Raw genomic sequence first — 24,018 nt, 5'->3', positions numbered from 1 at the left:
GGCAGAATTCTCACGCCAGTATATCAGGCTTACCACCACGCGTGGAAATGGTGAACCGGCCCGATACCGTGGCCCACCTCCAGCGAATCCGCCTGCGCCAGCGCCGCAGAGAGCCAGCCTTTCGCCTCGGCAACCGTCTCTCCCCAGTCGCGATAGCGCGGGCGCAGCGCCGCCAGCGCCGCGGAGAGCGTACAGCCGGTTCCGTGCGTATTTTTAGTCTGGACCCGCGGCGCGGTGAAGCGCTGCTCGCCATCGCGGGTAAACAGCCAGTCCGGGCTTTCCGCGTTGTCGAGATGACCGCCTTTCATCAGCACTGCGCCGCAGCCCATCGCCAGCAGCGCCCGCCCCTGCTCCAGCATCTCTTTCTCGCTCTGCGCGTGCGGCGCATCCAGCAGCGCCGCCGCCTCCGGCAGATTCGGCGTGATCAGCGAAACCTGCGGCAGCAGGCGGGTGCGTAGCGTCGCCACCGCCGAAGCCGAGAGCAGCGGATCGCCGCTTTTCGCCAGCATGACCGTATCCAGGACAACGTTGTCAATCTGATAGCGCGCCAGACGCTCCGCCACGGCTTCCACGATATCCGTTTCCGCCAGCATGCCAATTTTCGTGGTATCGATACGGACGTCGCTGAATACCGAATCCAGCTGTGCGGCAACAAAATCCGGGTCGATGCGATAGACCGACTGCACGCCGCGGGTGTTTTGCGCCACCAGCGCGGTGATCACCGAACAACCATAGGCCCCGAGGGCAGAGAAAGTTTTCAGGTCGGCCTGGATCCCCGCGCCGCCGCTGGGATCAGTACCGGCAATAGTCAGCGCATTAATTCGTTTCATCCGTTGTTCTCCCCGTACAGCGCGTCAAGAAATGCCGGGGTAAAACTGCCCGGCCCTCTGCCGCGCGCCGCCGCGCCGCCCGCCTGTTTCATCAGCCCGCAGGCGGCAGCAACGTTTTCGAGGCGATCGCCAGGCATGGCGGTACTGGCCGCCACCACCGCCGAAAGCGCACAGCCGGTCCCCACGACCCGGGTCATCAACCGATCGCCGCCGCTGACCGCACGCGTACGCTGGCCGTCGGTGACGTAATCTACTTCGCCGGTCACCGCGACAATGGTATTGATCTGCCGCGCCAGGGCCTGTGCGGCGGGCAGCGCCGCCGCCGCGGTATCGGTAGTATCGACCCCGCGTCCGCCGGCGCTCATTCCGGCCAGCGCCATAATCTCAGACGCATTGCCGCGAATGGCGGCGGGTTGCAGGCTCAACAATTCATGGCAAAACGCGCTGCGCAGGGTTAACGCCCCGACCGCCACCGGATCCAGCGCCCACGGTTTGCCCGCGTTTTGCGCGCTGAGTGCCGCGGCGCGCATCGCCTGCGCACGGTCGACGGTTAAGGTTCCGACGTTAATCAGCAGCGCATCCGCGAGCGCCGCAAACTGGCTCGCTTCCTGCGGATCGATCACCATCGCGGGCGAGGCGCCGACCGCCAGCAGTACGTTGGCAGTAAAGGTCTGTACCACATCGTTAGTCATGCAGTGAACAAGGGGGGAATGACGGCGAAAAAGATGTTGCAGATGCGCAATATGCGCGGGATTGAGAGGCTCAGCTTGCATCGTTTGCTCCAGCCAGGCGATGAAGAAGCAACGACCCTTTGGTCTCTGACTTCCCTACGCTGGCATTATCCAGATCAGGTGGTACGGGTCTTTCTCAGCCTTCACCAGGAAGGGCACCCCGAGTCATTGAGAAGATATAAACGTTCTCTGCAGGCAGGTTACGGGAAGCCGACGCCTGACGCAAGCGCCCCGCCGCGATCCCCCCAACGCCGCCAATACCATTTATTAACTAAATAAACATTTTTGTAACCATAAACTTGATCAATGGAAACAAGCGGTTATTGTTTAAGTAAGTGTTACAAATCTTAACATGACGTCATATCGAAAATACCGAGTGAATCAACGAAAACATGAGGATTCCAATGAGCTTAACCCCCATAGTGAAAGGAATGGCATTAGCAGGAATGCTATCGGCCATTACCCTTCCCGCCTGGGCTGAGGTTGCACCGGGAGAGGCAACAGCAGCAACAAAGCAAGCGAATGACGCACTGTATAATCAGCTCCCTTTCTCCGATAACACCGATTTCACCAACGCCCACAAAGGCTTTATCGCCGCCCTGCCTACCGAGGTCATCAAAGGCGAGCAAGGCAACGTGGTCTGGGATCCGCAGCAGTACGCCTTCATTAAAGAGGGAGAAAAAGCGCCGGATACCGTTAACCCGAGCCTGTGGCGCCAGTCTCAGCTGATCAACATCAGCGGTCTGTTTGAAGTCACCGACGGCGTGTACCAGATTCGTAACCTCGACCTGTCCAACATGACCATCATCGAAGGGAAAGAAGGGATTACCGTGGTTGACCCGCTGGTTTCCGCCGAAACGGCGAAAGTGGGGATGGATCTGTACTATAAAAACCGCGGTAAAAAACCGGTCGTGGCGGTTATCTACACCCACAGCCACGTTGACCACTACGGCGGCGTGCGCGGCGTGATCGATGAAGCCGACGTGAAAGCGGGCAAAGTCAAAATCTATGCGCCGTCCGGCTTTATGGAAGCCGCGGTGGCGGAAAATATCATGGCCGGTAACGTCATGAGCCGTCGCGCCAGCTACATGTACGGCAACCTGCTCAAGCCTGATGCCAAAGGCCAGGTGGGCGCCGGGCTGGGGACCACCACCTCCGCCGGTACCGTGACCCTGATTGCCCCGACCAATATCATCGAGAAGGACGGGCAGAAAGAAGTTATCGACGGCCTGACCTACGACTTTATGCTGGCGCCGGGCTCCGAAGCGCCGTCCGAAATGCTGTGGTATATCGAAGAGAAGAAACTCATCGAATCGGCGGAAGATGTCACCCATACCCTGCACAACACCTACTCCCTGCGCGGCGCGAAAATTCGTGAACCGCTGCCGTGGTCGAAATATATCAACGAAGCGATTGTACGCTGGGGTGATAAAGCTGAGATCATCATGGCTCAGCACCACTGGCCGACCTGGGGCAACGAAAACGTCGTTAACCTGCTGAAAAGCCAGCGTGACCTGTATCGTTATATCAACGACCAGACCCTGCGCATGGCCAACGAAGGGCTGACCCGTGACGAAATCGCAGCCAAATTCAAGCTGCCGGACAGCCTGGCACAGACCTGGGCGAACCGCGGTTACTACGGCTCCGTCAGCCATGACGTGAAGGCCACCTACGTGCTGTATCTCGGCTGGTTTGACGGCAACCCGGCGACCCTCGACGAACTGCCGCCGGAAGAAGCGGCGAAGAAATTCGTGGAATACATGGGCGGCGCCGATGCCATCATGAAGAAAGCGAAAGAAGACTACTCGCAGGGTAACTACCGCTGGGTCGCCCAGGTGGTCAGCAAGATTGTCTTCGCCGATCCGCAAAACCAGGATGCGCGTAACCTCGAAGCGGATGCCCTGGAGCAGCTGGGCTATCAGGCCGAATCCGGTCCGTGGCGTAACTTCTACCTCACCGGTGCGCAGGAATTGCGTAACGGCGTGCAGAAACTGCCGACGCCGAACACCGCCAGCCCGGACACCGTGCGCGCCATGACGCCAGAAATGTTCTTCGACTACCTGGCCGTGCATATCAACGGTGAAAAAGCCGGTAAGGCCAAAGCGGTATTTAACATCGACCTCGGCAATGACGGCGGCAAATACAAGCTGGAGCTGGAAAACGGCGTGTTGAACCACACCGCCAATGCCGAAGCGAAAGATGCCGATGCAACCATCGTGCTTGACCGCGCGACGCTCAACAAAATCATCCTGAAAGAAGAGACCCTGAAACAGGCTGAAGATAAGGGCGAAGTGAAGGTCACCGGTAACGGTGAGAAGCTGAACGAGATGCTGGGCTATATGGACAAGTTTGAATTCTGGTTCAATATCGTCACGCCGTAACGCCTCGCTCCCGCAGCCCCGGCTGCGGGAGTATCCCCTAGTACTCCTCCGGCAGCGGCCGATCGATGGAGATCAGCTTGCCCCTCACCATCGTGATGTAGCCCCCGGCTTTCAGGTCAGCCAGCACCCGGAAAACGTGAGTCCGCGACAGGTTCGTTCGCTTAATGATAAACAGCGCCAGCCCTTCATTTTCGCCTTTATGGGTTTGCTGGCGGTAAAGATACCGAAAAAGCATCGGCCGAATCGTCTGATAGCTGGTCAGCTGCCGACGTTCGTTGTGCAGATCGAGCGTGAAGATAGTCATGTACGCCATGATCGTCACCAGCTCCTGAACGCGCTGCGGGTTATTGTGGATAAAAATACGGTCGAACGCGGCATAGGGTATTTTGATCAGTTCTACCGGCGTCACCGCACTATATTCAAACTTCGCCAGCGGACAATACCTTTCCAGCAGGCCAACCGGCATATGTTCAATGGTATTACCGACAATTAATCCATTCCCGGGCATGAACATCGCGATCGATCCAGCCATGCAAAAATAAATATAGCCGGGGTTTAATTCTATTTTTTTATTTATTCCTACGGATAACGCTTCGCCTTCCTCGATTATTTCTGCGAGATAGGTATCTATTTTCAGCGTTTGATAATAGCTGTGTACTTCCTGAAAATTCACGCGTTTCTCCTTCCAGCACCGGTGGCTGTCGGCTTTAGTATAGCAGCGAATATCACGCTTATTCACTACGGTATTACTCCGCTTGCTGACCAGTCCCATATGGGACTATCGCCCGCATGCATTTTCCTTACAATGGTCAACAATGAATCCAGATTTGCTTTCGTCGTTTCATCATTATTCTTTACCGCCGACGATAATTATCCAAGAGGCCCTTCAATGAAATTAAATAAAATCGCAAAACATCTGGCACTGGCCGGTGTTTTAACAACGCTGTCGGTTTCTGCTTTCGCGCAGATTATGCCGAAAGAGGCCACCGCAGCCACTCAGCAGGCAAATAACGCGCTGTATAACACGCTGCCGTTTGCTGATAAAACCGACTTTGACAATGCACATAAAGGCTTTGTTGCCGCCCTGCCACAGGACGTCATTAAAGGCGAACAGGGTAACGTTATTTGGGACCCGGCAAAATACGACTTCATCAAAGAAGGGGAAAAAGCGCCGGCCACCGTCAATCCGAGCCTGTGGCGTCAGTCGCAGCTGATCAACATCAGCGGTCTGTACAAAGTCACCGACGGTGTTTATCAGATCCGTAATCTTGACCTCTCCAATATGACCATTATTGAGGGCGCGAAAGGGATCACTATTATTGACCCGCTGCTGAGCGCAGAACCGGCAAAAGAAGGTCTGGAGCTGTACTTCAAAAACCGCGGTAAAAAACCGGTGGTGGCCATTCTGTTCACCCACAGCCATGTTGACCACTACGGCGGTATCCGCGGGGTGGTGGATGAAGCCGATGTGAAATCGGGCAAAGTTAAAATTTACGCCCCGGCCGGATTTATGGAAGAAGCCGTATCAGAGAACATTATGGCCGGCAACGCCATGAGCCGCCGCGCCAGCTATATGTACGGTAACCTGCTGAAGCCTGATGCTAAAGGCCAGGTCGGCGCCGGACTGGGCACCACCACCTCCGCCGGTACCGTGACCCTGCTGCAGCCAACTCACTATATTACGCACACCGGGCAGGAAGAAACGATCGACGGCCTGACCTACGACTTTATGATGGCCCCCGGCTCTGAGGCACCGTCAGAAATGCTGTGGTACGTCAAAGAGAAGAAAATGATCGAAGCCGCGGAAGACGTGACCCACACGCTGCACAATACCTATTCGCTGCGCGGCGCAAAAATTCGCGATCCGCTGGCCTGGTCGAAATATATCAATGCCGCCATCGAACGTTGGGGCAACGATGCCGAAGTCATTATTGCCCAGCACCACTGGCCGACCTGGGGTAACGACAACATCGTTAAGCTGATGAAAGGTCAGCGCGATATGTATCGTTATATCAATGACCAGACTCTGCGCATGGCCAACGAAGGGCTGACCCGTGATGAAATCGCCGCTAACTTTAAGCTGCCGCCATCGCTGGAAAAACAGTGGGCAAGCCGCGGCTACTATGGTTCGGTAAGTCATGATGTGAAAGCCACCTACGTGTTCTATCTCGGCTGGTTCGATGGCAACCCGGCAACCCTTGACGAACTGGCGCCAGAGCAGGCGGCGAAGAAGTTTGTCGAATACATGGGCGGCGCGGATAAGGTGCTGAAAAAGGCCCAGGACGATTACCGCCAGGGTAACTACCGCTGGGTCGCTCAGGTCACCAGCAAAGTGGTCTTTGCCGACCCGAAAAACCAGCAGGCGAAAAACCTGGAAGCGGATGCCCTGGAGCAACTGGGCTATCAGGCCGAATCCGGTCCGTGGCGTAACTTCTACCTCACCGGCGCCCAGGAGCTGCGTAACGGCGTACAGAAACTGCCGACGCCGAACACCGCCAGCCCGGATACCGTACGCGCCATGACGCCGGAAATGTTCTTCGATTATCTGGCCGTCCATATCGATGGCGTGAAAGCCGGCCATGCTAAAGCGGTGTTTAATATCGACCTCGGCAAAGACGGCGGGAAGTACAAACTGGAGCTGGAAAACGGCGTGCTTAACCACACCGCCAACGTCGAAGCGAAAGATGCCGACGCCACTATCACGCTGAGCCGCGACACGTTGAACAACATCATCCTGAAACAGGAGACGCTGAAGCAGGCTGAAGAGAAAGGCGACGTAAAAATTAGCGGTAATGGCGCGAAGCTGGACGAAATGCTGAGCTACATGGACAAGTTTGAGTTCTGGTTCAACATCGTCACCCCATAATTTCCCGGGCTACGCTGCTCCACGACCTTCGGCCGTGGGGCATTTTGTCTTTTCCCTCGGCTTTAACCTTCATCTCTCTTCAGCGAACCGGCGCCCGCTCTCCCGCGCCATTTGCATTCCCACTGCGGCGGGCACAAAATGAACATCAGGGAGCGACGTTCCCGGTCCCTCCACTCGTCGAGGTACGGCTATGCCCGTTTATCACCATGCCCTGGTGCTGATTAACAGCAGCCAGGACGGCGTTCCGCTGCTCCAGCATGCGGCCAGAATGGCGGAAGAGAACGCTATGCGCATCACGCTCGCCCATATCAGCACCGATTATCGGGCGCTGAATTACGTCTCCGACAGCCTGCTGAACGACGATGTGTCTCAGGAGGTGATCCAGGCGAAAGTGCTGCTCAATGAGCTGGCGACCAGCGTCTCGCTGCCGGTGCAAACCCTGTCGCTGGTCACCACCCGCCGTTTTGAAGATGTTGAAGCCTGCGTAAACCAGCGGGGGATTGACCTGATTATCGCCGGGCATCACAACCGCCTGCTGGGAGTCATGGCATCTCATTCGCTGGAGTATATTAATCATCTGACGATAGACGTGCTGATCAGGCATCTGCCCTGAGCCGCGCCGACGACTCGCGTAGCGAATTGAGCAGCAGCGTAAAGCACTGCTCAATCAGCGGCGGCAGCGGCTGCGGCCCACGCATTATCGCCACCGTCCGCGCCAGCGCCGGCTGCTGGAGCTGCGCGATTTTCAGCACCGGATCCTGCAGATGGGTGGTATACAGCTCGGGCAGAATAGCAATCGCCAGACGCGAGCGCACCAGGCCATACAGCGTTTCAATATAGTCGACCTGAAACCGCGTGTTCAGCGTCAGACGATGGCTTTCCGCCAGCGCGCCAACCAGTCGCTGAATGTTCCCTTTCGAGAACACCGCAATATCGCGTCCGGCGAGAAGTTTCCACGGCAGGTGCGGCTGGTCTGCCAGCGGATCGTCACCGTGCAGCACCGCCACAAACGGATCTTCACGCAGCGGGTAGACCTGTAGCGCGGCGGGTAGCGAGCTGTCGATGGCGCCGATACCGAAATCAATCTGCCCGCTTTGCAGCTCACGCACCAGCGCATCATTGGTCTGATCGTGAAACTCGACCCGCAGCCGGGGAAAGGTTTGCGCCAGCACCTGCGGCAGAAGCGGAAAGAGCAGCGAGCTCACCGAGGGCACCAGACCAATACGCACGGTACCATCGCCGCCGGCCGCGACAATCTGTTCCATGTCATGAAACGCCAGCTGGGCCACGCTCAGCACGCGCCGGGCGTGCGGCAGAATGGCGGCGCCCAGTTCGGTCAGCGTGACCGACGAGGCGGTGCGGTTCACCAGCTTGCCGCCCAGCACCGTTTCGATTTGCCGCAGGGCGCTGCTCAGCGCCGGTTGGCTGATAGCCAGACGGTTGGCGGTATCGGTAAAATGACGCAGCTCCGCCAGGGTAACAAAGTACTGTAGCTGTTTAAGAGAAAGCGCAGGCAGGCGCTGCCACGGTTCGGTCATCTTATTCTTCGCTAAGGGTAATCGGGCAGAATAACCCGAGCTTATCGGGTGATAAATTTATTCATCTGGGCAAACGTTTGCCGTGCCCCTAGAGTACCCCCATTATCCTTGTGCCGGAGTTGTTATGTCCAGCAATGCTGAAAACCGCCGCCGCGCCGTCATGGCCGCCCGGGGCGAAATACCTTTTGACCTGTTGTTGACCGGGGCGCAGATAGTCGACATGGTCACCGGTGAAGTCCGCGAAGCCGATGTCGGCATCACCGGCGAGATGATCGCCAGCGTGCACCCGCGCGGCAGCCGCGCCGATGCCCACCAACGCCATGCGCTGGACGGCGCCTACCTGTCACCGGGGCTGATGGATACCCATGTCCATCTCGAGAGTTCCCACCTCCCTCCCGAACGCTACGCGGAAATTGTCCTCGCCCAGGGAACCACCGCGGTCTTCTGGGACCCGCATGAGCTGGCCAACGTCCTCGGAGTCGAAGGCGTGCGCTATGCCGTCGCCGCCAGCCGCCATCTGCCGCTGCAGGTGATGGTCGCCGCCCCCTCCAGCGTACCCTCGACGCCGGGGCTGGAAATGTCCGGCGCCGATTTTGCCGGAGCGGAGATGGCGACCATGCTGGCATGGCCGGAAGTGCGCGGCGTGGCGGAAGTGATGGACATGCACGGCGTGCTCAACGGCAGCGCCCGGATGCAGGAGATTGTTCAGGCCGGTCTCGACAGCGGCAAGCTGATTGAAGGCCACGCCCGCGGCCTGAGCGGCGCCGATCTCCAGGCCTACCTCGCGGCGGGCGTCACCTCCGATCATGAGCTAACCTCCGCGGAAGACGCGCTGGAAAAGCTGCGCGCCGGTTTGACCCTCGAAATTCGCGGCTCGCACCCCTATCTGCTGCCGGATATCGTCAAGGCCCTGAAAACCCTGCCGCATCTCTCCTCGCAGATCACGGTGTGCACCGATGATGTCCCGCCGGATATGCTGCTGGAAAAAGGCGGCATTATCGCCCTGCTCAACCTGCTGATTGAACACGGTCTCGCCGCCACCGACGTCCTGCGCTTCGCCACCCTCAACGCCGCCATTCGCCTGCAGCGTCACGATTCAGGGCTGATTGCCGCCGGCCGCCGCGCCGACCTGGTGGTATTTGATTCACTGGAAAGGCTTGAGGCCCGGAAAGTGTACGTCGCCGGGAAACTGGTCGCCCGCGACGGCGCGCTGCTCCAGCCCATTCCAGCCGCAGAGGGCGTCACTCCGCCGCGTAATACGCTGCAGCTGGCGCCGCTGAATACCGAGGATTTTGTGCTGCGGGTCCCCGGTATTGTCCACGGCGTTGCCCGCCTGCGACATATCCGCGGCGCGCGCTTTACGCAGTGGGGAGAAGTCGAGGTGCAGGTACGCCATGGCGAAGTTCAGCTGCCCGCTGGATTTAGCCTGATTTGGGTGAAGCATCGCCACGGCCGCCATCAGGCGACGCCGCAAATCGCCCTGCTCGAGGGCTGGGGAGAGCTGCGCGGCGCTATCGCCACCAGCTACTCGCACGATTCACACAACCTGGTGGTGCTGGGACGTAACGCTGAGGATATGGCGCTGGCCGCCAACCAGCTGATTGCCTCCGGCGGCGGGATGGCGCTCTCCCGTCAGGGGGATATTCTTGCCCACGTGGCGATGCCGATTGCCGGCATGCTCTCCGATCTGCCGGCGGCAGAACTCGCGCGGCAGTTCCGCGAATTACGCGACCTGAGCGCAGAAATCGCCGACTGGGAGCCGCCCTACCGGGTATTTAAGGCCATCGAAGGCACCTGCCTCGCCTGCAATGCCGGACCACATTTGACCGATTTAGGTTTGACCGACGGCACCACCCGCCAGATTGTCGAACCGCTGATAGACTGCCGGGAAACCCCGGCCACCGACCCTCACAACAATAATCTCCGGGGAGCCTGAGCATGGCCGACAACACACTGCATACCTCAACACAAGGAAGCTGGCTGGAGCGCCGTTTTGCCCTGCGCTCCCGCGGCAGCACGCTGCGTACCGAGTGCCTCTCGGGGATCACCGGCTTTCTTGCGGCCGCCTATCTGCTGGTGGTCATCCCCGGCCTGCTGGCGGTGGGCGGCATGGACAAAGGCGCCGCCACCACGGGCACGATTCTGGTCTTCGTCGCCGGTACGCTGCTGATGGCGTTTTACGCTAACCTGCCGTTTATCGTCGGCCCAGGCATCGGCGGCTCGGTGCTGGTGGGCGTCACCCTGGCCGGTAGCGAAGGGATCGGCTGGCAAATTGGCCTCGGCATCGCCTGCTGGTCAGGTATTCTGTTCTTTCTGTTAACCAAATTCGGCCTGCGTGAAGTGGTCACCCGTTCGGTCCCCCAGTCCATCAAGCTGGGACTGACGGCTTCAATCGGTTTGTTCGTGGCGGTGCTCGGTTTTCGCAATGCCGGCCTGGTGCTGGCGAATGCCAAAACCAATGCCCTGATGCTGGGTGATTTCTTATCTCCCGGCGCGCTGGTGGCGCTGTGCGGCCTGTTTCTGGCGATTGCGCTGCAGGCGCGGCGCATCCCGGGCGCCATTTTATGGGCGATTCTGTTTGCCACCCTGGTGGGGATTCCGGCGGGGGTCACCCGTCTGCCGGACAGTTTTATCGCAATGCCGCACTCGCTGGCGCCGGTCTTCGGCCACGTCGATATGCTGGGCGCGCTGAATATCGCTTTCCTGCCGTTCCTGTTTGTCTTTTTCGCCTCTGAGTTTTTCTCCACCATGGGGACCACGCTGGCGGTGGGCGGCGAAGCGGGACTGCTGGATGAAGAGGGCAATATGCCGCATATTAACCGGCCGTTTATGGTCGACTCGATTGCGGCAGCCCTCGGCCCGTGGCTGGGGATCCCGGCGGCGACCGCGCTGATTGAGTCTTCCGCCGCCGCCGAAGCGGGCGGTAAAACCGGGCTCACCGCGCTGGCCGCGGCGGTTATGTTCCTGCTGATGCTGCTGTTTACGCCGATCGCCCTGATGATCCCCAAAGAGGCCACCGCTCCGGCGCTGATCCTGATTGGTCTCAACATGTTTAGCGGCCTGCGCAAAGTCGATCTCTCCAGCTTCACCGACGGGCTGCCGGTATTAATGATGGTGATGATCACCCTGATCGCCAACAGCTTCGGTACCGGTATCGCCGGCGGGCTGCTGTTCTACATCATGATTAAAACGGTCGCCGGAAAGTGGCGAGAAATCCCGCTGGGTTTATGGATCCTTGCCGTTCCGCTGGTCTACTATTTCGCCACCCTGGTGAGGCACTAAACGTCCACAGGCCCGCGTAGCGCGTCGGCCTGCACCGTTTCACAGTGCGCTTTGACCTCTTCATAGAGTAACCGCACCGCCGCAGAAAGCTGCTTGCGGTGCGGGCAAATCATATTGAGCGGGACTCTGTCGCCCTGATAGTGCGGCAGCAGAATCTGCAGGCGTCCTGCGCGAATATCATCGCTGACATCCAGCGCTGACTTATAGGCAAACCCCTCCCCTGCAATGGCCAGGCGGCGAATCACCTCGGCGTCGTCGCTGATGATGTCGCCGGAAACCTGCATATGTTCAACCACGCCGTTGAGACTTAAGGTCCAGCGATCGAACTGCCTGCCGCGCAGTACGTACAGGAGCGCAGGGTGTTGCGCCAGCGCCTCCGGCGTCTGCGGCTCGCCGTGCCGGGCAATCCACTGCGGAGAAGCCACCAGCACCCGCCGGTTTTCCGGCGCGACGGGGAGAGAAATAAACGAAGCATCGTCGTTGTCACCGTAGCGAAAGGCGACATCGACCGGATCTTTAAACACATCGGTCCGATGGTCGGAAAAGAGAATGCGCAGCTTCAGCGCCGGGTGCCGCTGGCGAAAGGCGCGGAAGACGTTCAGCAGCAGATTACGCCCCAGATCGGAGGGTACCGCAATTTGCAACGTCCCGCGGACCTCGTCGTCCGGCACCTGAATTTTTTGCAGCCCGGCATGCAGCGTATCCAGCATCTGGGTGGCATAGGGCAGCCAGGTTTCCCCTTCGGGCGTCAGACGTAAGCTGCGGGTAGAGCGCGCAAAAAGACGAATATTGAGCGTGGTCTCCAGGCGCTTAATCGCCGCACTCACCTGCGCCGGCTGCTGCCCGACCTCCCGCGCCGCATCGCTAAAACTCCCCAGCGCCGCCGCACGAACAAATAGCGTCAGATCTTCCAGTCTGAACATATTGACTCCCGAATCCTGCTACCAGGATTGTTCTCAAAACCGCCGCTCGACGCCAAATCCGGCAACCGGCCCATCGTTTTCTTACATTTTTAACGCAACCAACGCTTGCCTTCCCGGCCATGCTTCAGGAATGATACGAGGCTGCGATTTTGTGTCCAGGGTAATCCAGGATAATAATGAGGAAATTATGCGTAAAACAAAAATGATGCTTCTGGGCGTACTGTTGGCCAGCACCAGTACCGTCTGGGCAGCATCCACCAGCGGCGTACAAAAATATGAACTTGATGGTTTCACCGCAGACTTCACGCAGTTTCGCGTAGGCGACACCGTGCCGCCGCTTTATCTGACGCCAGAATACACCATTAAACAGTGGCAGCAGCGTAACCTGCCCGCGCCGGACGCCGGTACTCACTACACCTATATGGGCGGCAGCTACGTGCTGATCACCGATACCGAAGGTAAAATTGTCAAAATTTACGACGGCGAAATCTTCTATCAGCACTAATGGCTGACGGTCCGTCGGCTGACGGACCAACAAAAACGCCCTGTCCTTTTGCTGTCCGCTGCGGATCAGAAAAGTCCAGGGCGTTGTGCTATCCGCCGACGCTACACCGCGCGGAAGGCAATCTCACCGGGAATCACTTCCCCCTGCCAGTAGAGCCGGGCCGCCACGCGTCCCGCCAGCTGACGGTAAATTTCGGTGAACTCGCTCTCCGGACGGGCAACCACGGTCGGCTTACCGTTATCCAGATCTTCACGCAAATTGATGTGCAGCGGCAGCTGGGCCAGCAGCTGAGTGTGGTATTGCTCCGCCAGCTTTTCGGCGCCGCCGGTGCCGAAAATCGGCTCATGGTGACCACAGTTGCTGCAGATATGGATACTCATGTTTTCGACGATGCCGAGGACCGGAACTTCCACCTTCTCAAACATCACGATGCCTTTTTTCGCATCGATCAGCGCGATATCCTGCGGCGTCGTCACCACTACCGCGCCGGTGACCGGGATATTCTGCGCAAGAGTCAGCTGAATGTCGCCGGTGCCTGGCGGCATATCCAGCACCAGATAATCCAGATCCGGCCACAGCGTCTCCTGCAGCATCTGCAGCAGCGCCTTGCTGGCCATCGGACCGCGCCATACCATGGCGTTATCGTCGGTCACCAGGTAGCCGATGGAGTTGGTGGCGAGGCCAAATTTCATGATCGGCGCCATATGGGTGCCATCTGGCGAGGTGGGACGCTGATCTTCCGCACCGAGCATGGTGGGAATCGACGGACCATAAATATCGGCATCGAGGATCCCGACTTTCGCCCCTTCCGCGGCCAGCGCCAGCGCCAGGTTCACCGCCGTGGAGGATTTACCCACCCCACCTTTGCCGGAGCTGACGGCAATAATATTTTTGACCCCGTTGACGCCCGGCTGATTTTTTACCCGCTTCAGCGTGGCAATGTTATGCGACAGCTTCCAGTCAATCGCCTGCGCGCCGGTAATGCGCAGCAGGTCGGCGCTACATTGCTCTTTTAAATCTTCAAAAGCACTGTGCCAGACAAACGGCATCTGGATCTCGATATGCACGGTATCGTCGAGCCAGGCGACGTGGTGCAGTGCCTTCAGCGCGGTGAGATTATGCTTCAAAGTGGGGTGCTGGAAATTAGCCAACGTTCCGGCGACCATCGCACGTAGACGTTCGGGGGATTTGGCCTGGGATTGCGAATTCATCCCGACTCCTTTGTTGTTATGAGAGGCTTTCAGTAATCATTGAGTTTATCACAGCTGAGGATTATCCATATATGGTCAGCCATTTATGGCGCACCCAGTGCCCTTTTGGTAATATCAAAAGCCCTTTTTACAACAGAAGATGTAATGCTCACTATGACTCAAGTCGCGAAGAAAATTCTGGTAACGTGCGCGCTGCCGTACGCTAACGGCTCAATCCACCTCGGCCACATGCTGGAGCACATCCAGGCTGATGTCTGGGTCCGTTACCAGCGAATGCGCGGCAACGAGGTCAATTTCATCTGTGCTGACGACGCCCACGGCACGCCTATCATGCTGAAAGCCCAGCAGCTTGGCGTCTCTCCGGAGCAGATGATTGGCGAAATGAGTCAGGAGCATCAGACCGATTTTGCGGGCTTTGATATTAGCTACGACAACTACCACTCGACGCACAGCGACGAGAACCGCGAGCTGTCTGAGCTGATCTACGGCCGCCTGAAAGAGAACGGTTTTATCAAAAACCGCACCATCTCTCAGCTTTACGATCCGGAAAAAGGGATGTTCCTGCCGGACCGTTTCGTGAAAGGCACCTGTCCGAAGTGTAAATCACCGGATCAGTATGGCGATAACTGCGAAGTGTGCGGCGCGACCTACAGCCCGACCGAGCTGATCGACCCGAAATCGGTGGTTTCCGGGGCGACCCCGGTGATGCGTGAATCCGAGCACTTCTTCTTCGACCTGCCGTCCTTTAGCGAAATGCTGCAGGCGTGGACCCGCAGCGGCGCGCTGCAGGAGCAGGTGGCGAACAAAATGCAGGAGTGGTTCGAGTCCGGTCTGCAGCAGTGGGACATTTCCCGCGACGCGCCGTACTTTGGCTTCGAAATCCCCAACGCGCCGGGCAAATATTTCTACGTCTGGCTGGATGCGCCGATCGGCTACATGGGCTCCTTCAAGAACCTGTGTGACAAACGCGGCGATAGCGAAAGCTTTGACGCCTACTGGAAGAAAGACTCCGACGCCGAGCTGTATCACTTTATCGGCAAAGATATCGTCTACTTCCACAGCCTGTTCTGGCCGGCGATGCTGGAAGGCAGCGGTTTCCGCAAGCCGACCAACCTGTTCGTTCACGGTTACGTCACCGTCAACGGCGCCAAGATGTCCAAATCACGCGGCACCTTTATCAAGGCCAGCACCTGGCTGAACCATTTTGACGCCGACAGCCTGCGTTATTACTACACCGCCAAGCTCTCTTCGCGCATCGATGATATCGACCTGAACCTGGAAGATTTCGTGCAGCGCGTGAACGCCGACATCGTCAACAAAGTGGTAAACCTCGCCTCGCGCAACGCCGGTTTTATCAATAAGCGTTTCGACGGCATGCTGTCCGCTGAGCTGGCCGATCCGGCGCTGTACAAAACCTTCACCGATGCGGCAGCAAGCATTGGCGAAGCGTGGGACAGCCGCGAGTTCGGTAAAGCCATCCGTGAAATCATGGCGCTGGCCGACGTGGCTAACCGCTACGTTGACGAGCAGGCACCGTGGGTCGTCGCCAGACAGGAAGGCCGCGACGCCGATCTGCAGGCTATCTGCACCATGGGCCTGAATATGTTCCGCGTGCTGATGACCTGGCTCAAGCCGGTCCTGCCGCAGCTGACCGCCCGCGCCGAAGCCTTCCTCAACAGCGAACTGAACTGGGATGCTATCCAGCAGCCGCTGCTGTCGCATAAGGTCAACACCTTCAAGGCGCTGTACAACCGCATCGAGATGAAGCAGGTTGAAGCCCTGGTCGACGCGTCGAAAGAAGAGGTGAAAGCCACCGCCGCACCGGTTACCGGTCCGCTGGCGGACGATCCGATTCAGGACACCATCACCTTTGACGATTTCGCCAAAGTGGATATGCGCATCGCGCTGATTGAAAACGCCGAATTTGTTGATGGTTCTGACAAGCTGCTGCGCCTGAGCCTCGATCTGGGCGGCGAGAAACGTAACGTCTTCTCCGGCATTCGTAGCGCCTACCCGGATCCGCAGGTGTTGATTGGTCGCCTGACGGTGATGGTGGCCAACCTGGCGCCGCGTAAAATGCGTTTCGGCATCTCGGAAGGGATGGTGATGGCAGCGGGCCCTGGCGGGAAGGATATCTTCCTGTTAAGCCCTGACAGCGGCGCCCAGCCGGGTCAGCAGGTAAAATAATCCCGCATCAAGCGCTGCTCCGGCAGCGCTTTTTTTTGTCCCTTCCGCCTTCCCTTCCGCGCCGCCACCGCCGGACCATTCAGCCCCCTGCTGCCTTTTCTGTGCGTTGCGCGCTACGGCAATCCTGACAATAATCAACCAGTCTGCCGATTGAAAAACCGGTACGTGATTCACTATCAACCAAGGGACCGTGATGAACATTTACCGCAGGATGGTTACCGCTCTGGCGGCTTCGCTTGTGATTGTCGGCCTCGCAGGCTGCGATAACCCCGACGAAAAGAGCAAAACCTTTACCCGGATGGAAAACGGCGTCGGGCTGGTGTTTACCTACCATTATGTCGGTGACAAAGTCCTGCGTCAGGAAGCTAATAACACCATTCCCTATCAGACCATCGGCGCGGCGAATCAGGAGCAGGCGCGGGCGTTAATTGAACCGATGAGAAGCGTTTATCTCGACGTTAAAGGCGTGGAACAGAGCATCGATTACAAAGATAGCGAGGCGCTGGAACATCTCAGCGTGGATTTTACCCGGGCTGACATGAGCGAACTGTGTAAGCTGCCCGGCTCAATGGTGACCAACTGCGCGCTGCAGGAGGTGTCGATGTCGGTGTCCGAGAAGCTCCTCGCCGAACAGGGTTTTACAGAGGTGAAATAGGTCTCGCAGATCCGGGGCGGCACAGAGGACTTGCCCGGCCGGCACAGCGCCGACCGGGCAAAACAGGAGAGGAAGATTACGCTTTGCCGTGGATGCGCTCGGTCAGACCGCGCAGGAAATAGCGCAGGAACTGGTCACCGCATTCGCGGAAGTTTTTATGATCCGGCGCGCGCATCATGGCGGTGATTTCCGGCATCGAAACGCGAAACTTTTGCTGAGTCAGAATGGCGAGGATGTCATCGCTCTTCAGCGAAAAGGCGATGCGCAGCTTTTTCAGCACGATATTGTTATTCACCCGACGCTCAACCGCCAGCGGCGGGGCCGCCTCATCTTTCCCGCGTTTGTCATAGATCAGGCCGTTGAGGAAGATCGACAACATAATGTCCGGGCAGCGCTGGAAGCCCTCTTCGTCCTCCTTTTTCAGCCACGGTACCAGCTGCTCTGCGCTGACGACGGAATCGCCCAGCGCAAAAATGCGCACCAGGTCGTTATTATTGGTTTTCAGGGTGTAGCGCAGGCTACGTAAGATATCGTTACTGATCATAATGCCTTCATGATGAAAAATGCTGGCGCTAAGTCTACCATGATTCCGTCGTTTTACAGACCAATCGCCTCTTTCAGACTTTTTAAGTAGCGACGGCTCACCGGCACCGTTTGCCCGGCCCGCATCAGCAGCTCCGCCTGGCCGTTTTCCTCAAGGCGAATCTCTTTCAGATGGGCCATATTCACCAGATACTGTCGATGACAGCGCAGCAGCGGCGTCCGGCTCTCAAGGGTGCGTAAGGTCAGCTCCGTAAACCCCTCCTTCCCCTCACGATCGGTGACATAAATTCCGCTCATCCGGCTGCTGACAAAGGCGACATCCTCCATCTGCAGCAGCCAGATTCGGCTGTGGCCGGTACAGGGAATATATTTCAGCGCCTGCTGGGTATCGTCGAGCAGCGAGATATCCTGCAGGCTACGCTCCTGGCGCAGACGCGCCAGCGTCTTCTCCAGCCGCGGTGCTTCGATGGGTTTCAGCAGATAATCAAACGCATGCTCTTCGAACGCCTTCACCGCATACTCGTCAAAAGCGGTCAGAAACACGATGTAAGGCCGGTGTTCAGGGTCGAGCATCCCGACCATTTCCAGGCCGCTGATCCGCGGCATCTGAATATCGAGAAACAGCACGTCCGGGCGCAGCTTGTGCACCGCTCCAATCGCTTCAACCGCGTTCGCGCACTCCCCGACGATCTCAATATCGCTGGCGGACTCCAGTAAAACACGCAGATTTTCTCGTGCCAGCGGTTCATCATCAACTATCAACACTTTTAACACGCGTTCTCCTCCAGAGGCAGTCGCAGCGTGACGCGGGTGAAACGTTCCGCTTCACAGGTCACGGTAATGCCGCAGTCGGCGCCGAAGCGCGCCCGTAAACGGCGATCTACCAGGCTCATTCCCAGCCCGCTGGCGTTGGGATTGTCCTGGTACAGGCCGGCGTTATCCTCAATATCTAACTGCAGCCAGCGCTCGTGCTGGCTGGCGCGAATGGTAATCTCCCCTACCCCGAGATGCTGCGACGTGCCGTGTTTAATGGCGTTTTCAACAATCGGCTGCAGCGTAAACGCCGGCAGCTGATGGTGAGCCAGCGCGTCGGGCACCAGCATCTGAATCTGTAAATTGGCCTGGAAACGCGCTTTCTCAATTTGCAGATAGGCATTCACGTGTTCAATCTCATCCGCCAGCGTCACAAACTCCGACGGCCGCTTCAGATTCTTGCGGAAAAAGGTCGACAGGTACTGCACCAGCTGCCCGGCCTGATCGCTGTCGCGGCGAATCACCGCCTTCAGGGTATTCAACGCATTAAACAGAAAATGGGGATTCACCTGCGCGTGGAGCAGCTTGATCTCCGATTGCGTCAGCAGCGCCTTCTGCCGCTCATACTGCCCGGCGAGGATTTGTGCCGACAGCAGCTGGGCGATCCCCTCTCCGAGCGTGCGGTTGATGGAGCTGAACAGGCGGTTTTTCGCTTCATACAGCTTGATGGTGCCGATCACCCGTTGATTTTCACCGCGCAGCGGGATAACCAGCGTCGACCCCAGCTTGCAGTTGGGATGAATGGAACAGCGGTAGGGGACTTCATTGCCGTCGGCATACACCACTTCGCCGCTATCAATCGCTTTTTGCGTATAGGATGAAGAGATAGGTTTGCCCGGCAGGTGGTGGTCGTCGCCGATACCGGTAAACGCCAGCAGCTTGTCGCGATCGGTAATGGCCACCGCGCCGATATCGAGCTCCTGAATAAGCACCTGCGCCACCTTCATGCTGTTCTCTTCGTTGAATCCCTGGCGCAGGATCCCCTCGGTCGAGGCCGCCACCTTGAGGGCGGTGGCGGAAAAAGCCGAGGTGTACTTCTCAAACATCGCCCGCTTATCCAGCAGGATACGCATAAACAGCGCGGCGCCTACGGTGTTGGTCACCATCATCGGCGCGGCGATGCTTTGCACCAGATGCAGCGCGTCCTGAAATGGCCGGGCGATCAGCAAAATGATCATCATCTGCACCAGCTCGGCAAAGAAGGTGATCGCCCCGGCGGTGAGCGGGCTGAAGACCTTATCCGGCCGCCCGCGCTTGACCAGCACGCTGTGAACCAGGCCGCCCAGCAGCCCCTCGACTATAGTGGAAACCATGCAGCTTAACGCCGTCATACCACCGAGCGAGTAGCGGTGCAGCCCGCCGGTCAGCCCCACCAGGCCGCCGACCACCGGGCCACCGAGCAGGCCGCCCATCACAGCGCCGATGGCGCGGGTATTGGCGATCGAGTCTTCAATATGCAGACCGAAATAGGTCCCCATAATGCAGAAAATGGAGAAGGTCACGTAGCACAGCAGCTTATGCGGTAGACGAACGGTAACCTGCATCAGCGGGATGAACAGCCGTGTCTTGCTCATCAGCCACGCAATGACCAAAAACACGCACATCTGCTGAAGCAGCAGCAACACCAGATCAAACTCGTACATACCCACAGACCACGCTTCACTCGAAAGCGCGTAACATACACTGCCGGGTCATCACTTTCTTTGAAGCACTACAAGAAAATCACAAATCATGGTCAGGATCACACTTCTTGCCCGCCTCTTGTCACTTAAACGAACAAAAAATGAGCGAATATTTCCTCTTCCGTAAACAGCTTCTACAGTTATAGGGGAGACTTTGCGGGAGAGGATATATGGCGCTTTATACGATTGGTGAAGTGGCTCAGCTCTGTGACATTAACCCCGTAACGCTTCGCGCCTGGCAACGACGCTACGGATTGCTGAAACCGCAGCGCACCGACGGAGGGCACCGCCTGTTTAACGAGCAGGAAATTGACCGAATCCGCGAGATTAAGCGCTGGATTGATTCCGGCGTTCAGGTGAGTAAGGTCAAAACCTTGCTTAACGACAACACGAGTGGAGAGGAAGACGGCTGGCGGGAGCAGCAGGAGATTCTGCTGGGGTATCTCCACGACGGCAGCTACCACCGTTTACGGCTGTGGATCAAAGAGCGCAGCCATAGCTATACGGCGCTGACCCTGGTTAACCATCTGTTTATCCCCTTACGCCACCGCCTGCTCAGCCCGCAGCCGACGCTTACCGCGCTGCGCAGCATCCTCGACGGGATTCTCATCAACCATGTCGCGCACAGCCTCGCCAGCGCCTGGAAACGTCCGGGCAGCCATGCGCTGGTGCTCGGCTGGAATGTCAACGACACCACGCGGCTGTGGCTGGAGGGCTGGATCGCCTGCGAACAAGGCTGGCGGGTCGATGTCCTCCCCCACTCTCTGACCCAGATCCGTCCCGATCTGTTTCCTGACAGCACGCTCCTGGTATGGTGCGGCGAAACACCGACCCTGGCGCAGCAGGATCAGCTCCAGGCCTGGCAGCAGCAGGGGCACGTTATCTGGCTAAATAGCAATTAATGTTTCATTAACACCTGTGCTTCACCGTATAATCCCTCCGTTAACATCAGGAGCCTATTATGAAGCCAGCGAAAATTGCGGTTATCACCCTCTTCTTATTCATGGCCATCAGCGGCATCGGCGGCGTCATGCTGGCCGGTTACTCGTTTATTGTGCGCGGTGGTGTCGGCTGATTCGCCGGTTCAACCGTTCAAAGCCGCGGTCGACGATAATCGCCGCCAGCGCGACCAGCAGCGCCCCCTGAATGACATAAGCCGTATTGAATCCGCTCAGGCCGATAACGATCGGCGTGCCGAGCGTATTCGCCCCGACCGTTGACGCAATGGTCGCCGTTCCGATATTGACGATGGTCGATGTCCGGATACCGGCCAGCATCACCGGCGCAGCCAGCGGCATCTCCACGCGAATAAGTCTCTGCCAGCCCGTCATGCCCATCCCGTTGGCGATACTCACGACCCCCGACGGCACGGCGCTCAGCCCGGCCAGGGTCCCCTGCAGGACCGGTAATATGCCATACAGCGCCAGCGCAATCAGCGCAGGCTGCCAGCCAAACCCCAGTACCGGAACGGCAATCGCCAGCACCGCCACCGGCGGAAACGTTTGTCCCATCGCGGCGATGGTCTCCACCAATGGACGAAACTCGCGGCCTGCGGGACGCGTCACCGCCACCCCGGCCCCGACGCCCACCACCGTCGCCGCCAGGCTGGAAAGCACCACCAGCCAGCAGTGGGCGAAAGTCAGGGCGACAAAACTCTCCTGCTGATACACCGGGCGCGGCAGCTCGGGGAACAGCGCGCTGAATAGCGGCGTGCTATAAGGCAGCAGCAGCAAAATGGCGATAAACAGCGCCAGCAGCCACAGCAGCGGATCACGAAGTACGCGCATGCCGCACCTCCTCGCCGAGCAGATCGGCAAAATGCAGCGTTCCGCACGCCTCCCCCTGTTCATCCACTACCGGCAGGACGTCGCAGCGATGGGCAATAAACTGCGACAGCGCTTCGCGCAGCGTCATCGCGACGTTGAGCGTATCGCCGGCAAGCCGTTCATTACGCCGCAGATAGTCGCCCACCCCGCGCAGCGACAACAGCCGGACGCCCAGTTCGCTGCGGCCAAAAAAAGTCTCGACGAAGGTATTTTCAGGCTCGAGCAGCATCTGCAGCGGCGCCCCCTGCTGGATCACTTCGCCACCGTCCATCAGCACCAGGTGATCCGCCAGCCGCAGGGCTTCATCAATATCGTGGGTCACCAGCACAATCGTCCGCCCGAGCAGCCGATGGATGCGGATCATCTCCTGCTGGAGCGCTTCCCGGGTGACCGGATCCAGCGCGCCAAACGGTTCGTCCATCAGCAGGACTTCAGGATTGGCCGCCAGCGCCCGCGCCACGCCAACGCGCTGCTGCTGACCGCCGGAGAGCTGATGCGGATAGCGCTCCCGCAGCGTCGGCTCCAGCCCCAGCAGCGCCATTAATTCGTCAATGCGCGCCGCGATTTTGCGCTGCGGCCATTTTTGCAGCTGCGGGACGGTGGCGATGTTCTGCGCCACCGTCCAGTGCGGAAACAGGCCGATAGACTGAATGGCATAGCCCATGCGTCGACGTAGCGCCAGCACCGGCTGCTGGCGAATATCCTGCCCGGCAAAACGGATGGTGCCGCTGTCATGTTCGATCAGCCGGTTAATCATTTTCAGGGTGGTTGATTTCCCCGAGCCAGAGGTTCCGATCAGGACCGAGAATGCGCCTTCGCGCAGGTGCAGGTTCAGGTTTTTCACCGCCGGCAGCCCGGCGAAGGATTTGTTGACCCCGTTAAATTCAATCACCCGCTTCTCCTTTCAATAATGCCCCCCACAGCGCAAACAGCGCGTCGACCACCACCGCCAGCGCAATCGTCGGCATCACTCCCAGCAGTACCAGATCCAGGGCGCTGCTCAACAGCCCCTGGAAGACCAGCGCACCAAACCCACCGGCGCCGATCAGGGCGGCGACCACCGCCATTCCGACGGTTTGCACGCTCACCACCCGCAGACTGCGCAGCAAAACCGGCAGCGCCAGCGGCAGCTGCACGTGCCAGAAGCGCTGCGCGCCGCTCATCCCCATCGCCGCGGCGCTCTCAAGCACATCGCGCGGTACCTGCTGTAAACCGGTCACCACCCCGCGAACCAGCGGCAGCAAGGCATACAGCACCAGCGCAATCAGCGCTGGCGTCATCCCGGTGCCGGAAATGCCGCGCTCCGCCAGACCGGGGAAATGGCGGGCGAGACCGGCCAGCGGCGCGATCAGCAGACCAAACAGCGCCACGGAGGGAATCGTTTGAATAACATTGAGAAAGGTAAACACCGGGGCCTGCCACCGCGGCCGGCGCCAGAGGCCGATGCCTACCGGCAGCCCGATCAGCAGCCCCGGCAACAGCGTGCCAAACAGCAGGGTCAAATGTTGACGCAGCGCGTCATCAAACACCTCCTGACGGTTGGCATACTCTTTCAGTAGCGAGAGCTGATTCAGCGCTCCGCTGCCGAGCAGCACGCAGGGAATCAACCAGATTTGCACATTGAGCAGCCAGCGCCAGTGCGCCCGCGTGGTCAGACGCCGGATTGTCTCGCTGGCCAGCAGTAAGCACAGCGCCAGCGCCAGCCACAGGCCGCTTCCCGGCGAGGTGCGGGCCAGCGAGGAGCCGCTGTGCGCCAGCTGTACCGCCGTCTGCCCCGCCCCCCAGAACAGCAGCGCCAGCAGCGCATCCAGCATCAGCAAGCTCAGCAGCAGCGGCCTGCGTCCCGGTAGCCAGCAGAGCAGAATCAGCAGCAGCGCGCCGCAGACCTGCACCGCCGTCAGCCACGGCGCGAGTTGCCAAAGCCAGCGTCCCTCCCCGGAGAGCAGACGGTTAGGCGCATAGTTGACGAACGGCAGAGCCACCACCAGCAGCAGCAGACAGGCCAGCAGCAGCGATACGCGGTTATAACAGCGAATAGCCACCAA

At 58.7% G+C, this 24,018-nt stretch carries 22 protein-coding genes and 1 riboswitch; of the genes, 10 read left to right on the top strand and 12 right to left on the bottom strand.

Translation table 11 applies throughout. The annotated features are described in order from the left end of the window. Positions 1 to 29: 29 nt before the first annotated feature. Complete coding sequence (gene thiD / locus OQV00_RS08080; protein ID WP_015583862.1) at positions 30 to 830, bottom strand: bifunctional hydroxymethylpyrimidine kinase/phosphomethylpyrimidine kinase; 801 nt, start codon at positions 828 to 830, stop codon at positions 30 to 32. After that, positions 827 to 1,603, bottom strand: coding sequence for a hydroxyethylthiazole kinase (gene thiM / locus OQV00_RS08075; RefSeq protein WP_044350880.1), 777 nt, complete (start codon positions 1,601 to 1,603; stop codon positions 827 to 829). The genes thiD and thiM overlap by 4 nt, the downstream gene beginning before the upstream one ends. 34 nt (positions 1,604 to 1,637) lie before the next feature. Then, positions 1,638 to 1,734: riboswitch (TPP riboswitch) on the bottom strand. Positions 1,735 to 1,965: 231 nt separating this feature from the next. Between thiM and OQV00_RS08070 the strand changes: the two genes are divergently transcribed. Beyond that, on the top strand, positions 1,966 to 3,942 hold the full coding sequence (locus tag OQV00_RS08070; RefSeq protein WP_266280133.1) for an alkyl/aryl-sulfatase: 1,977 nt from the start codon (positions 1,966 to 1,968) through the stop codon (positions 3,940 to 3,942). A 37-nt stretch (positions 3,943 to 3,979) separates the two neighbouring features. Here the strand turns inward: OQV00_RS08070 and OQV00_RS08065 are convergent, their stop codons facing one another. Next, positions 3,980 to 4,615, bottom strand: a complete 636-nt coding sequence (locus tag OQV00_RS08065; RefSeq protein ID WP_182952299.1) for a helix-turn-helix domain-containing protein — start codon at positions 4,613 to 4,615, stop codon at positions 3,980 to 3,982. A gap of 216 nt (positions 4,616 to 4,831) precedes the next feature. Here OQV00_RS08065 and OQV00_RS08060 point away from each other — a divergent pair, with 216 nt between their 5' ends. Both OQV00_RS08060 and OQV00_RS08055 read left to right on the top strand, forming a co-directional pair. After that, entirely contained in the window at positions 4,832 to 6,808 is a 1,977-nt protein-coding gene (locus OQV00_RS08060; protein ID WP_064359070.1) for an alkyl/aryl-sulfatase, read from the top strand. A gap of 190 nt (positions 6,809 to 6,998) precedes the next feature. Further along, positions 6,999 to 7,421: a universal stress protein gene (locus tag OQV00_RS08055; RefSeq protein ID WP_032724796.1), complete on the top strand. Its 423-nt coding sequence runs from the start codon at positions 6,999 to 7,001 to the stop codon at positions 7,419 to 7,421. Here the strand turns inward: OQV00_RS08055 and OQV00_RS08050 are convergent. Further along, positions 7,405 to 8,346, bottom strand: coding sequence for a LysR family transcriptional regulator (locus OQV00_RS08050; protein ID WP_015583858.1), 942 nt, complete (start codon positions 8,344 to 8,346; stop codon positions 7,405 to 7,407). The genes OQV00_RS08055 and OQV00_RS08050 overlap by 17 nt on opposite strands. Before the next feature lie 124 nt (positions 8,347 to 8,470). Here OQV00_RS08050 and OQV00_RS08045 point away from each other — a divergent pair, with 124 nt between their 5' ends. Next, positions 8,471 to 10,282 carry an adenine deaminase gene (locus tag OQV00_RS08045; protein ID WP_228399907.1) on the top strand — a complete coding sequence of 604 codons (1,812 nt, stop codon included), beginning with the start codon at positions 8,471 to 8,473 and terminating at the stop codon, positions 10,280 to 10,282. Positions 10,283 to 10,284: 2 nt separating this feature from the next. Further along, positions 10,285 to 11,628 (top strand): NCS2 family permease, encoded by a 1,344-nt coding sequence (locus OQV00_RS08040; protein ID WP_015583857.1) that lies wholly within the window; start codon positions 10,285 to 10,287, stop codon positions 11,626 to 11,628. Here OQV00_RS08040 and OQV00_RS08035 read toward each other — a convergent pair. Beyond that, positions 11,625 to 12,551, bottom strand: a complete 927-nt coding sequence (locus tag OQV00_RS08035; RefSeq protein ID WP_004864695.1) for a LysR family transcriptional regulator — start codon at positions 12,549 to 12,551, stop codon at positions 11,625 to 11,627. The genes OQV00_RS08040 and OQV00_RS08035 overlap by 4 nt on opposite strands. A gap of 187 nt (positions 12,552 to 12,738) precedes the next feature. On the opposite strand from OQV00_RS08035, the gene OQV00_RS08030 reads away from it, so the two are divergent. Beyond that, positions 12,739 to 13,056, top strand: coding sequence for an RcnB family protein (locus OQV00_RS08030; RefSeq protein ID WP_004864698.1), 318 nt, complete (start codon positions 12,739 to 12,741; stop codon positions 13,054 to 13,056). A gap of 101 nt (positions 13,057 to 13,157) precedes the next feature. Here the strand turns inward: OQV00_RS08030 and apbC are convergent, their stop codons facing one another. Further along, a complete protein-coding gene (apbC, locus tag OQV00_RS08025; RefSeq protein WP_071359672.1) occupies positions 13,158 to 14,267 on the bottom strand; it encodes an iron-sulfur cluster carrier protein ApbC in 1,110 nt (369 codons plus the stop codon). 153 nt (positions 14,268 to 14,420) lie between these two features. On the opposite strand from apbC, the gene metG reads away from it, so the two are divergent. Then, on the top strand, positions 14,421 to 16,454 hold the full coding sequence (gene metG / locus OQV00_RS08020; RefSeq protein ID WP_015583855.1) for a methionine--tRNA ligase: 2,034 nt from the start codon (positions 14,421 to 14,423) through the stop codon (positions 16,452 to 16,454). A 193-nt stretch (positions 16,455 to 16,647) separates the two neighbouring features. Then, complete coding sequence (locus OQV00_RS08015; protein WP_004864707.1) at positions 16,648 to 17,109, top strand: YehR family lipoprotein; 462 nt, start codon at positions 16,648 to 16,650, stop codon at positions 17,107 to 17,109. A 76-nt stretch (positions 17,110 to 17,185) separates the two neighbouring features. Here OQV00_RS08015 and OQV00_RS08010 read toward each other — a convergent pair whose 3' ends face one another. The 3 genes from OQV00_RS08010 to OQV00_RS08000 are packed head-to-tail and all read right to left on the bottom strand — an operon-like array spanning position 17,186 to position 20,108. Further along, entirely contained in the window at positions 17,186 to 17,653 is a 468-nt protein-coding gene (locus tag OQV00_RS08010; protein ID WP_004864709.1) for a YehS family protein, read from the bottom strand. Between the two features lie 53 nt (positions 17,654 to 17,706). Further along, entirely contained in the window at positions 17,707 to 18,426 is a 720-nt protein-coding gene (gene btsR, locus OQV00_RS08005) for a two-component system response regulator BtsR (RefSeq protein ID WP_004864711.1), read from the bottom strand. Continuing rightward, entirely contained in the window at positions 18,420 to 20,108 is a 1,689-nt protein-coding gene (locus OQV00_RS08000) for a sensor histidine kinase (protein WP_004864713.1), read from the bottom strand. The genes btsR and OQV00_RS08000 overlap by 7 nt, the downstream gene beginning before the upstream one ends. Before the next feature lie 209 nt (positions 20,109 to 20,317). Here OQV00_RS08000 and OQV00_RS07995 point away from each other — a divergent pair, with 209 nt between their 5' ends. Next, the gene (locus tag OQV00_RS07995) at positions 20,318 to 21,049 is read left to right on the top strand and encodes a MerR family transcriptional regulator (RefSeq protein ID WP_004864715.1); all 732 of its coding nucleotides are present in this window, start codon (positions 20,318 to 20,320) and stop codon (positions 21,047 to 21,049) included. A 59-nt stretch (positions 21,050 to 21,108) separates the two neighbouring features. Continuing rightward, the gene (locus OQV00_RS07990; RefSeq protein WP_004103838.1) at positions 21,109 to 21,222 is read left to right on the top strand and encodes a protein YohO; all 114 of its coding nucleotides are present in this window, start codon (positions 21,109 to 21,111) and stop codon (positions 21,220 to 21,222) included. Here the strand turns inward: OQV00_RS07990 and OQV00_RS07985 are convergent. The 3 genes from OQV00_RS07985 to OQV00_RS07975 are packed head-to-tail and all read right to left on the bottom strand — an operon-like array spanning position 21,197 to position 24,015. Next, a complete protein-coding gene (locus OQV00_RS07985; protein ID WP_044350051.1) occupies positions 21,197 to 21,934 on the bottom strand; it encodes an ABC transporter permease in 738 nt (245 codons plus the stop codon). The two genes, OQV00_RS07990 and OQV00_RS07985, sit on opposite strands and share 26 nt — an antisense overlap. Next, positions 21,918 to 22,865, bottom strand: a complete 948-nt coding sequence (locus OQV00_RS07980) for an ABC transporter ATP-binding protein (protein ID WP_015583852.1) — start codon at positions 22,863 to 22,865, stop codon at positions 21,918 to 21,920. The genes OQV00_RS07985 and OQV00_RS07980 overlap by 17 nt, the downstream gene beginning before the upstream one ends. Further along, the gene (locus OQV00_RS07975) at positions 22,858 to 24,015 is read right to left on the bottom strand and encodes an ABC transporter permease (RefSeq protein ID WP_004864722.1); all 1,158 of its coding nucleotides are present in this window, start codon (positions 24,013 to 24,015) and stop codon (positions 22,858 to 22,860) included. Before OQV00_RS07975 ends, OQV00_RS07980 begins: the two co-directional genes overlap by 8 nt. Between the last annotated feature and the right edge of the window lie 3 nt (positions 24,016 to 24,018).

Source organism: Klebsiella sp. DY2415, from assembly GCF_026314315.1.
In the GTDB taxonomy this organism is placed as follows: Bacteria; Pseudomonadota; Gammaproteobacteria; order Enterobacterales; family Enterobacteriaceae; genus Klebsiella; species Klebsiella ornithinolytica.
The sequence above is the reverse complement of the archived record's forward strand: the minus strand, read 5'-3'. Positions and strand labels throughout refer to the sequence as shown.

Excerpts from the sequence above, each read along its gene's own strand:
- thiD (WP_015583862.1), bottom strand. The coding sequence starts at position 830 with ATGAAACGAATTAATGCGCTGACTATTGCCGGTACTGATCCCAGCGGC.
- thiM (WP_044350880.1), bottom strand. The coding sequence starts at position 1,603 with ATGCAAGCTGAGCCTCTCAATCCCGCGCATATTGCGCATCTGCAACAT.
- OQV00_RS08070 (WP_266280133.1), top strand. The coding sequence starts at position 1,966 with ATGAGCTTAACCCCCATAGTGAAAGGAATGGCATTAGCAGGAATGCTA.
- OQV00_RS08060 (WP_064359070.1), top strand. The coding sequence starts at position 4,832 with ATGAAATTAAATAAAATCGCAAAACATCTGGCACTGGCCGGTGTTTTA.
- OQV00_RS08055 (WP_032724796.1), top strand. The coding sequence starts at position 6,999 with ATGCCCGTTTATCACCATGCCCTGGTGCTGATTAACAGCAGCCAGGAC.
- OQV00_RS08050 (WP_015583858.1), bottom strand. The coding sequence starts at position 8,346 with ATGACCGAACCGTGGCAGCGCCTGCCTGCGCTTTCTCTTAAACAGCTA.
- OQV00_RS08045 (WP_228399907.1), top strand. The coding sequence starts at position 8,471 with ATGTCCAGCAATGCTGAAAACCGCCGCCGCGCCGTCATGGCCGCCCGG.
- OQV00_RS08040 (WP_015583857.1), top strand. The coding sequence starts at position 10,285 with ATGGCCGACAACACACTGCATACCTCAACACAAGGAAGCTGGCTGGAG.
- OQV00_RS08035 (WP_004864695.1), bottom strand. The coding sequence starts at position 12,551 with ATGTTCAGACTGGAAGATCTGACGCTATTTGTTCGTGCGGCGGCGCTG.
- OQV00_RS08030 (WP_004864698.1), top strand. The coding sequence starts at position 12,739 with ATGCGTAAAACAAAAATGATGCTTCTGGGCGTACTGTTGGCCAGCACC.
- apbC (WP_071359672.1), bottom strand. The coding sequence starts at position 14,267 with ATGAATTCGCAATCCCAGGCCAAATCCCCCGAACGTCTACGTGCGATG.
- metG (WP_015583855.1), top strand. The coding sequence starts at position 14,421 with ATGACTCAAGTCGCGAAGAAAATTCTGGTAACGTGCGCGCTGCCGTAC.
- OQV00_RS08015 (WP_004864707.1), top strand. The coding sequence starts at position 16,648 with ATGAACATTTACCGCAGGATGGTTACCGCTCTGGCGGCTTCGCTTGTG.
- OQV00_RS08010 (WP_004864709.1), bottom strand. The coding sequence starts at position 17,653 with ATGATCAGTAACGATATCTTACGTAGCCTGCGCTACACCCTGAAAACC.
- OQV00_RS08000 (WP_004864713.1), bottom strand. The coding sequence starts at position 20,108 with ATGTACGAGTTTGATCTGGTGTTGCTGCTGCTTCAGCAGATGTGCGTG.
- OQV00_RS07995 (WP_004864715.1), top strand. The coding sequence starts at position 20,318 with ATGGCGCTTTATACGATTGGTGAAGTGGCTCAGCTCTGTGACATTAAC.
- OQV00_RS07990 (WP_004103838.1), top strand. The coding sequence starts at position 21,109 with ATGAAGCCAGCGAAAATTGCGGTTATCACCCTCTTCTTATTCATGGCC.
- OQV00_RS07985 (WP_044350051.1), bottom strand. The coding sequence starts at position 21,934 with ATGCGCGTACTTCGTGATCCGCTGCTGTGGCTGCTGGCGCTGTTTATC.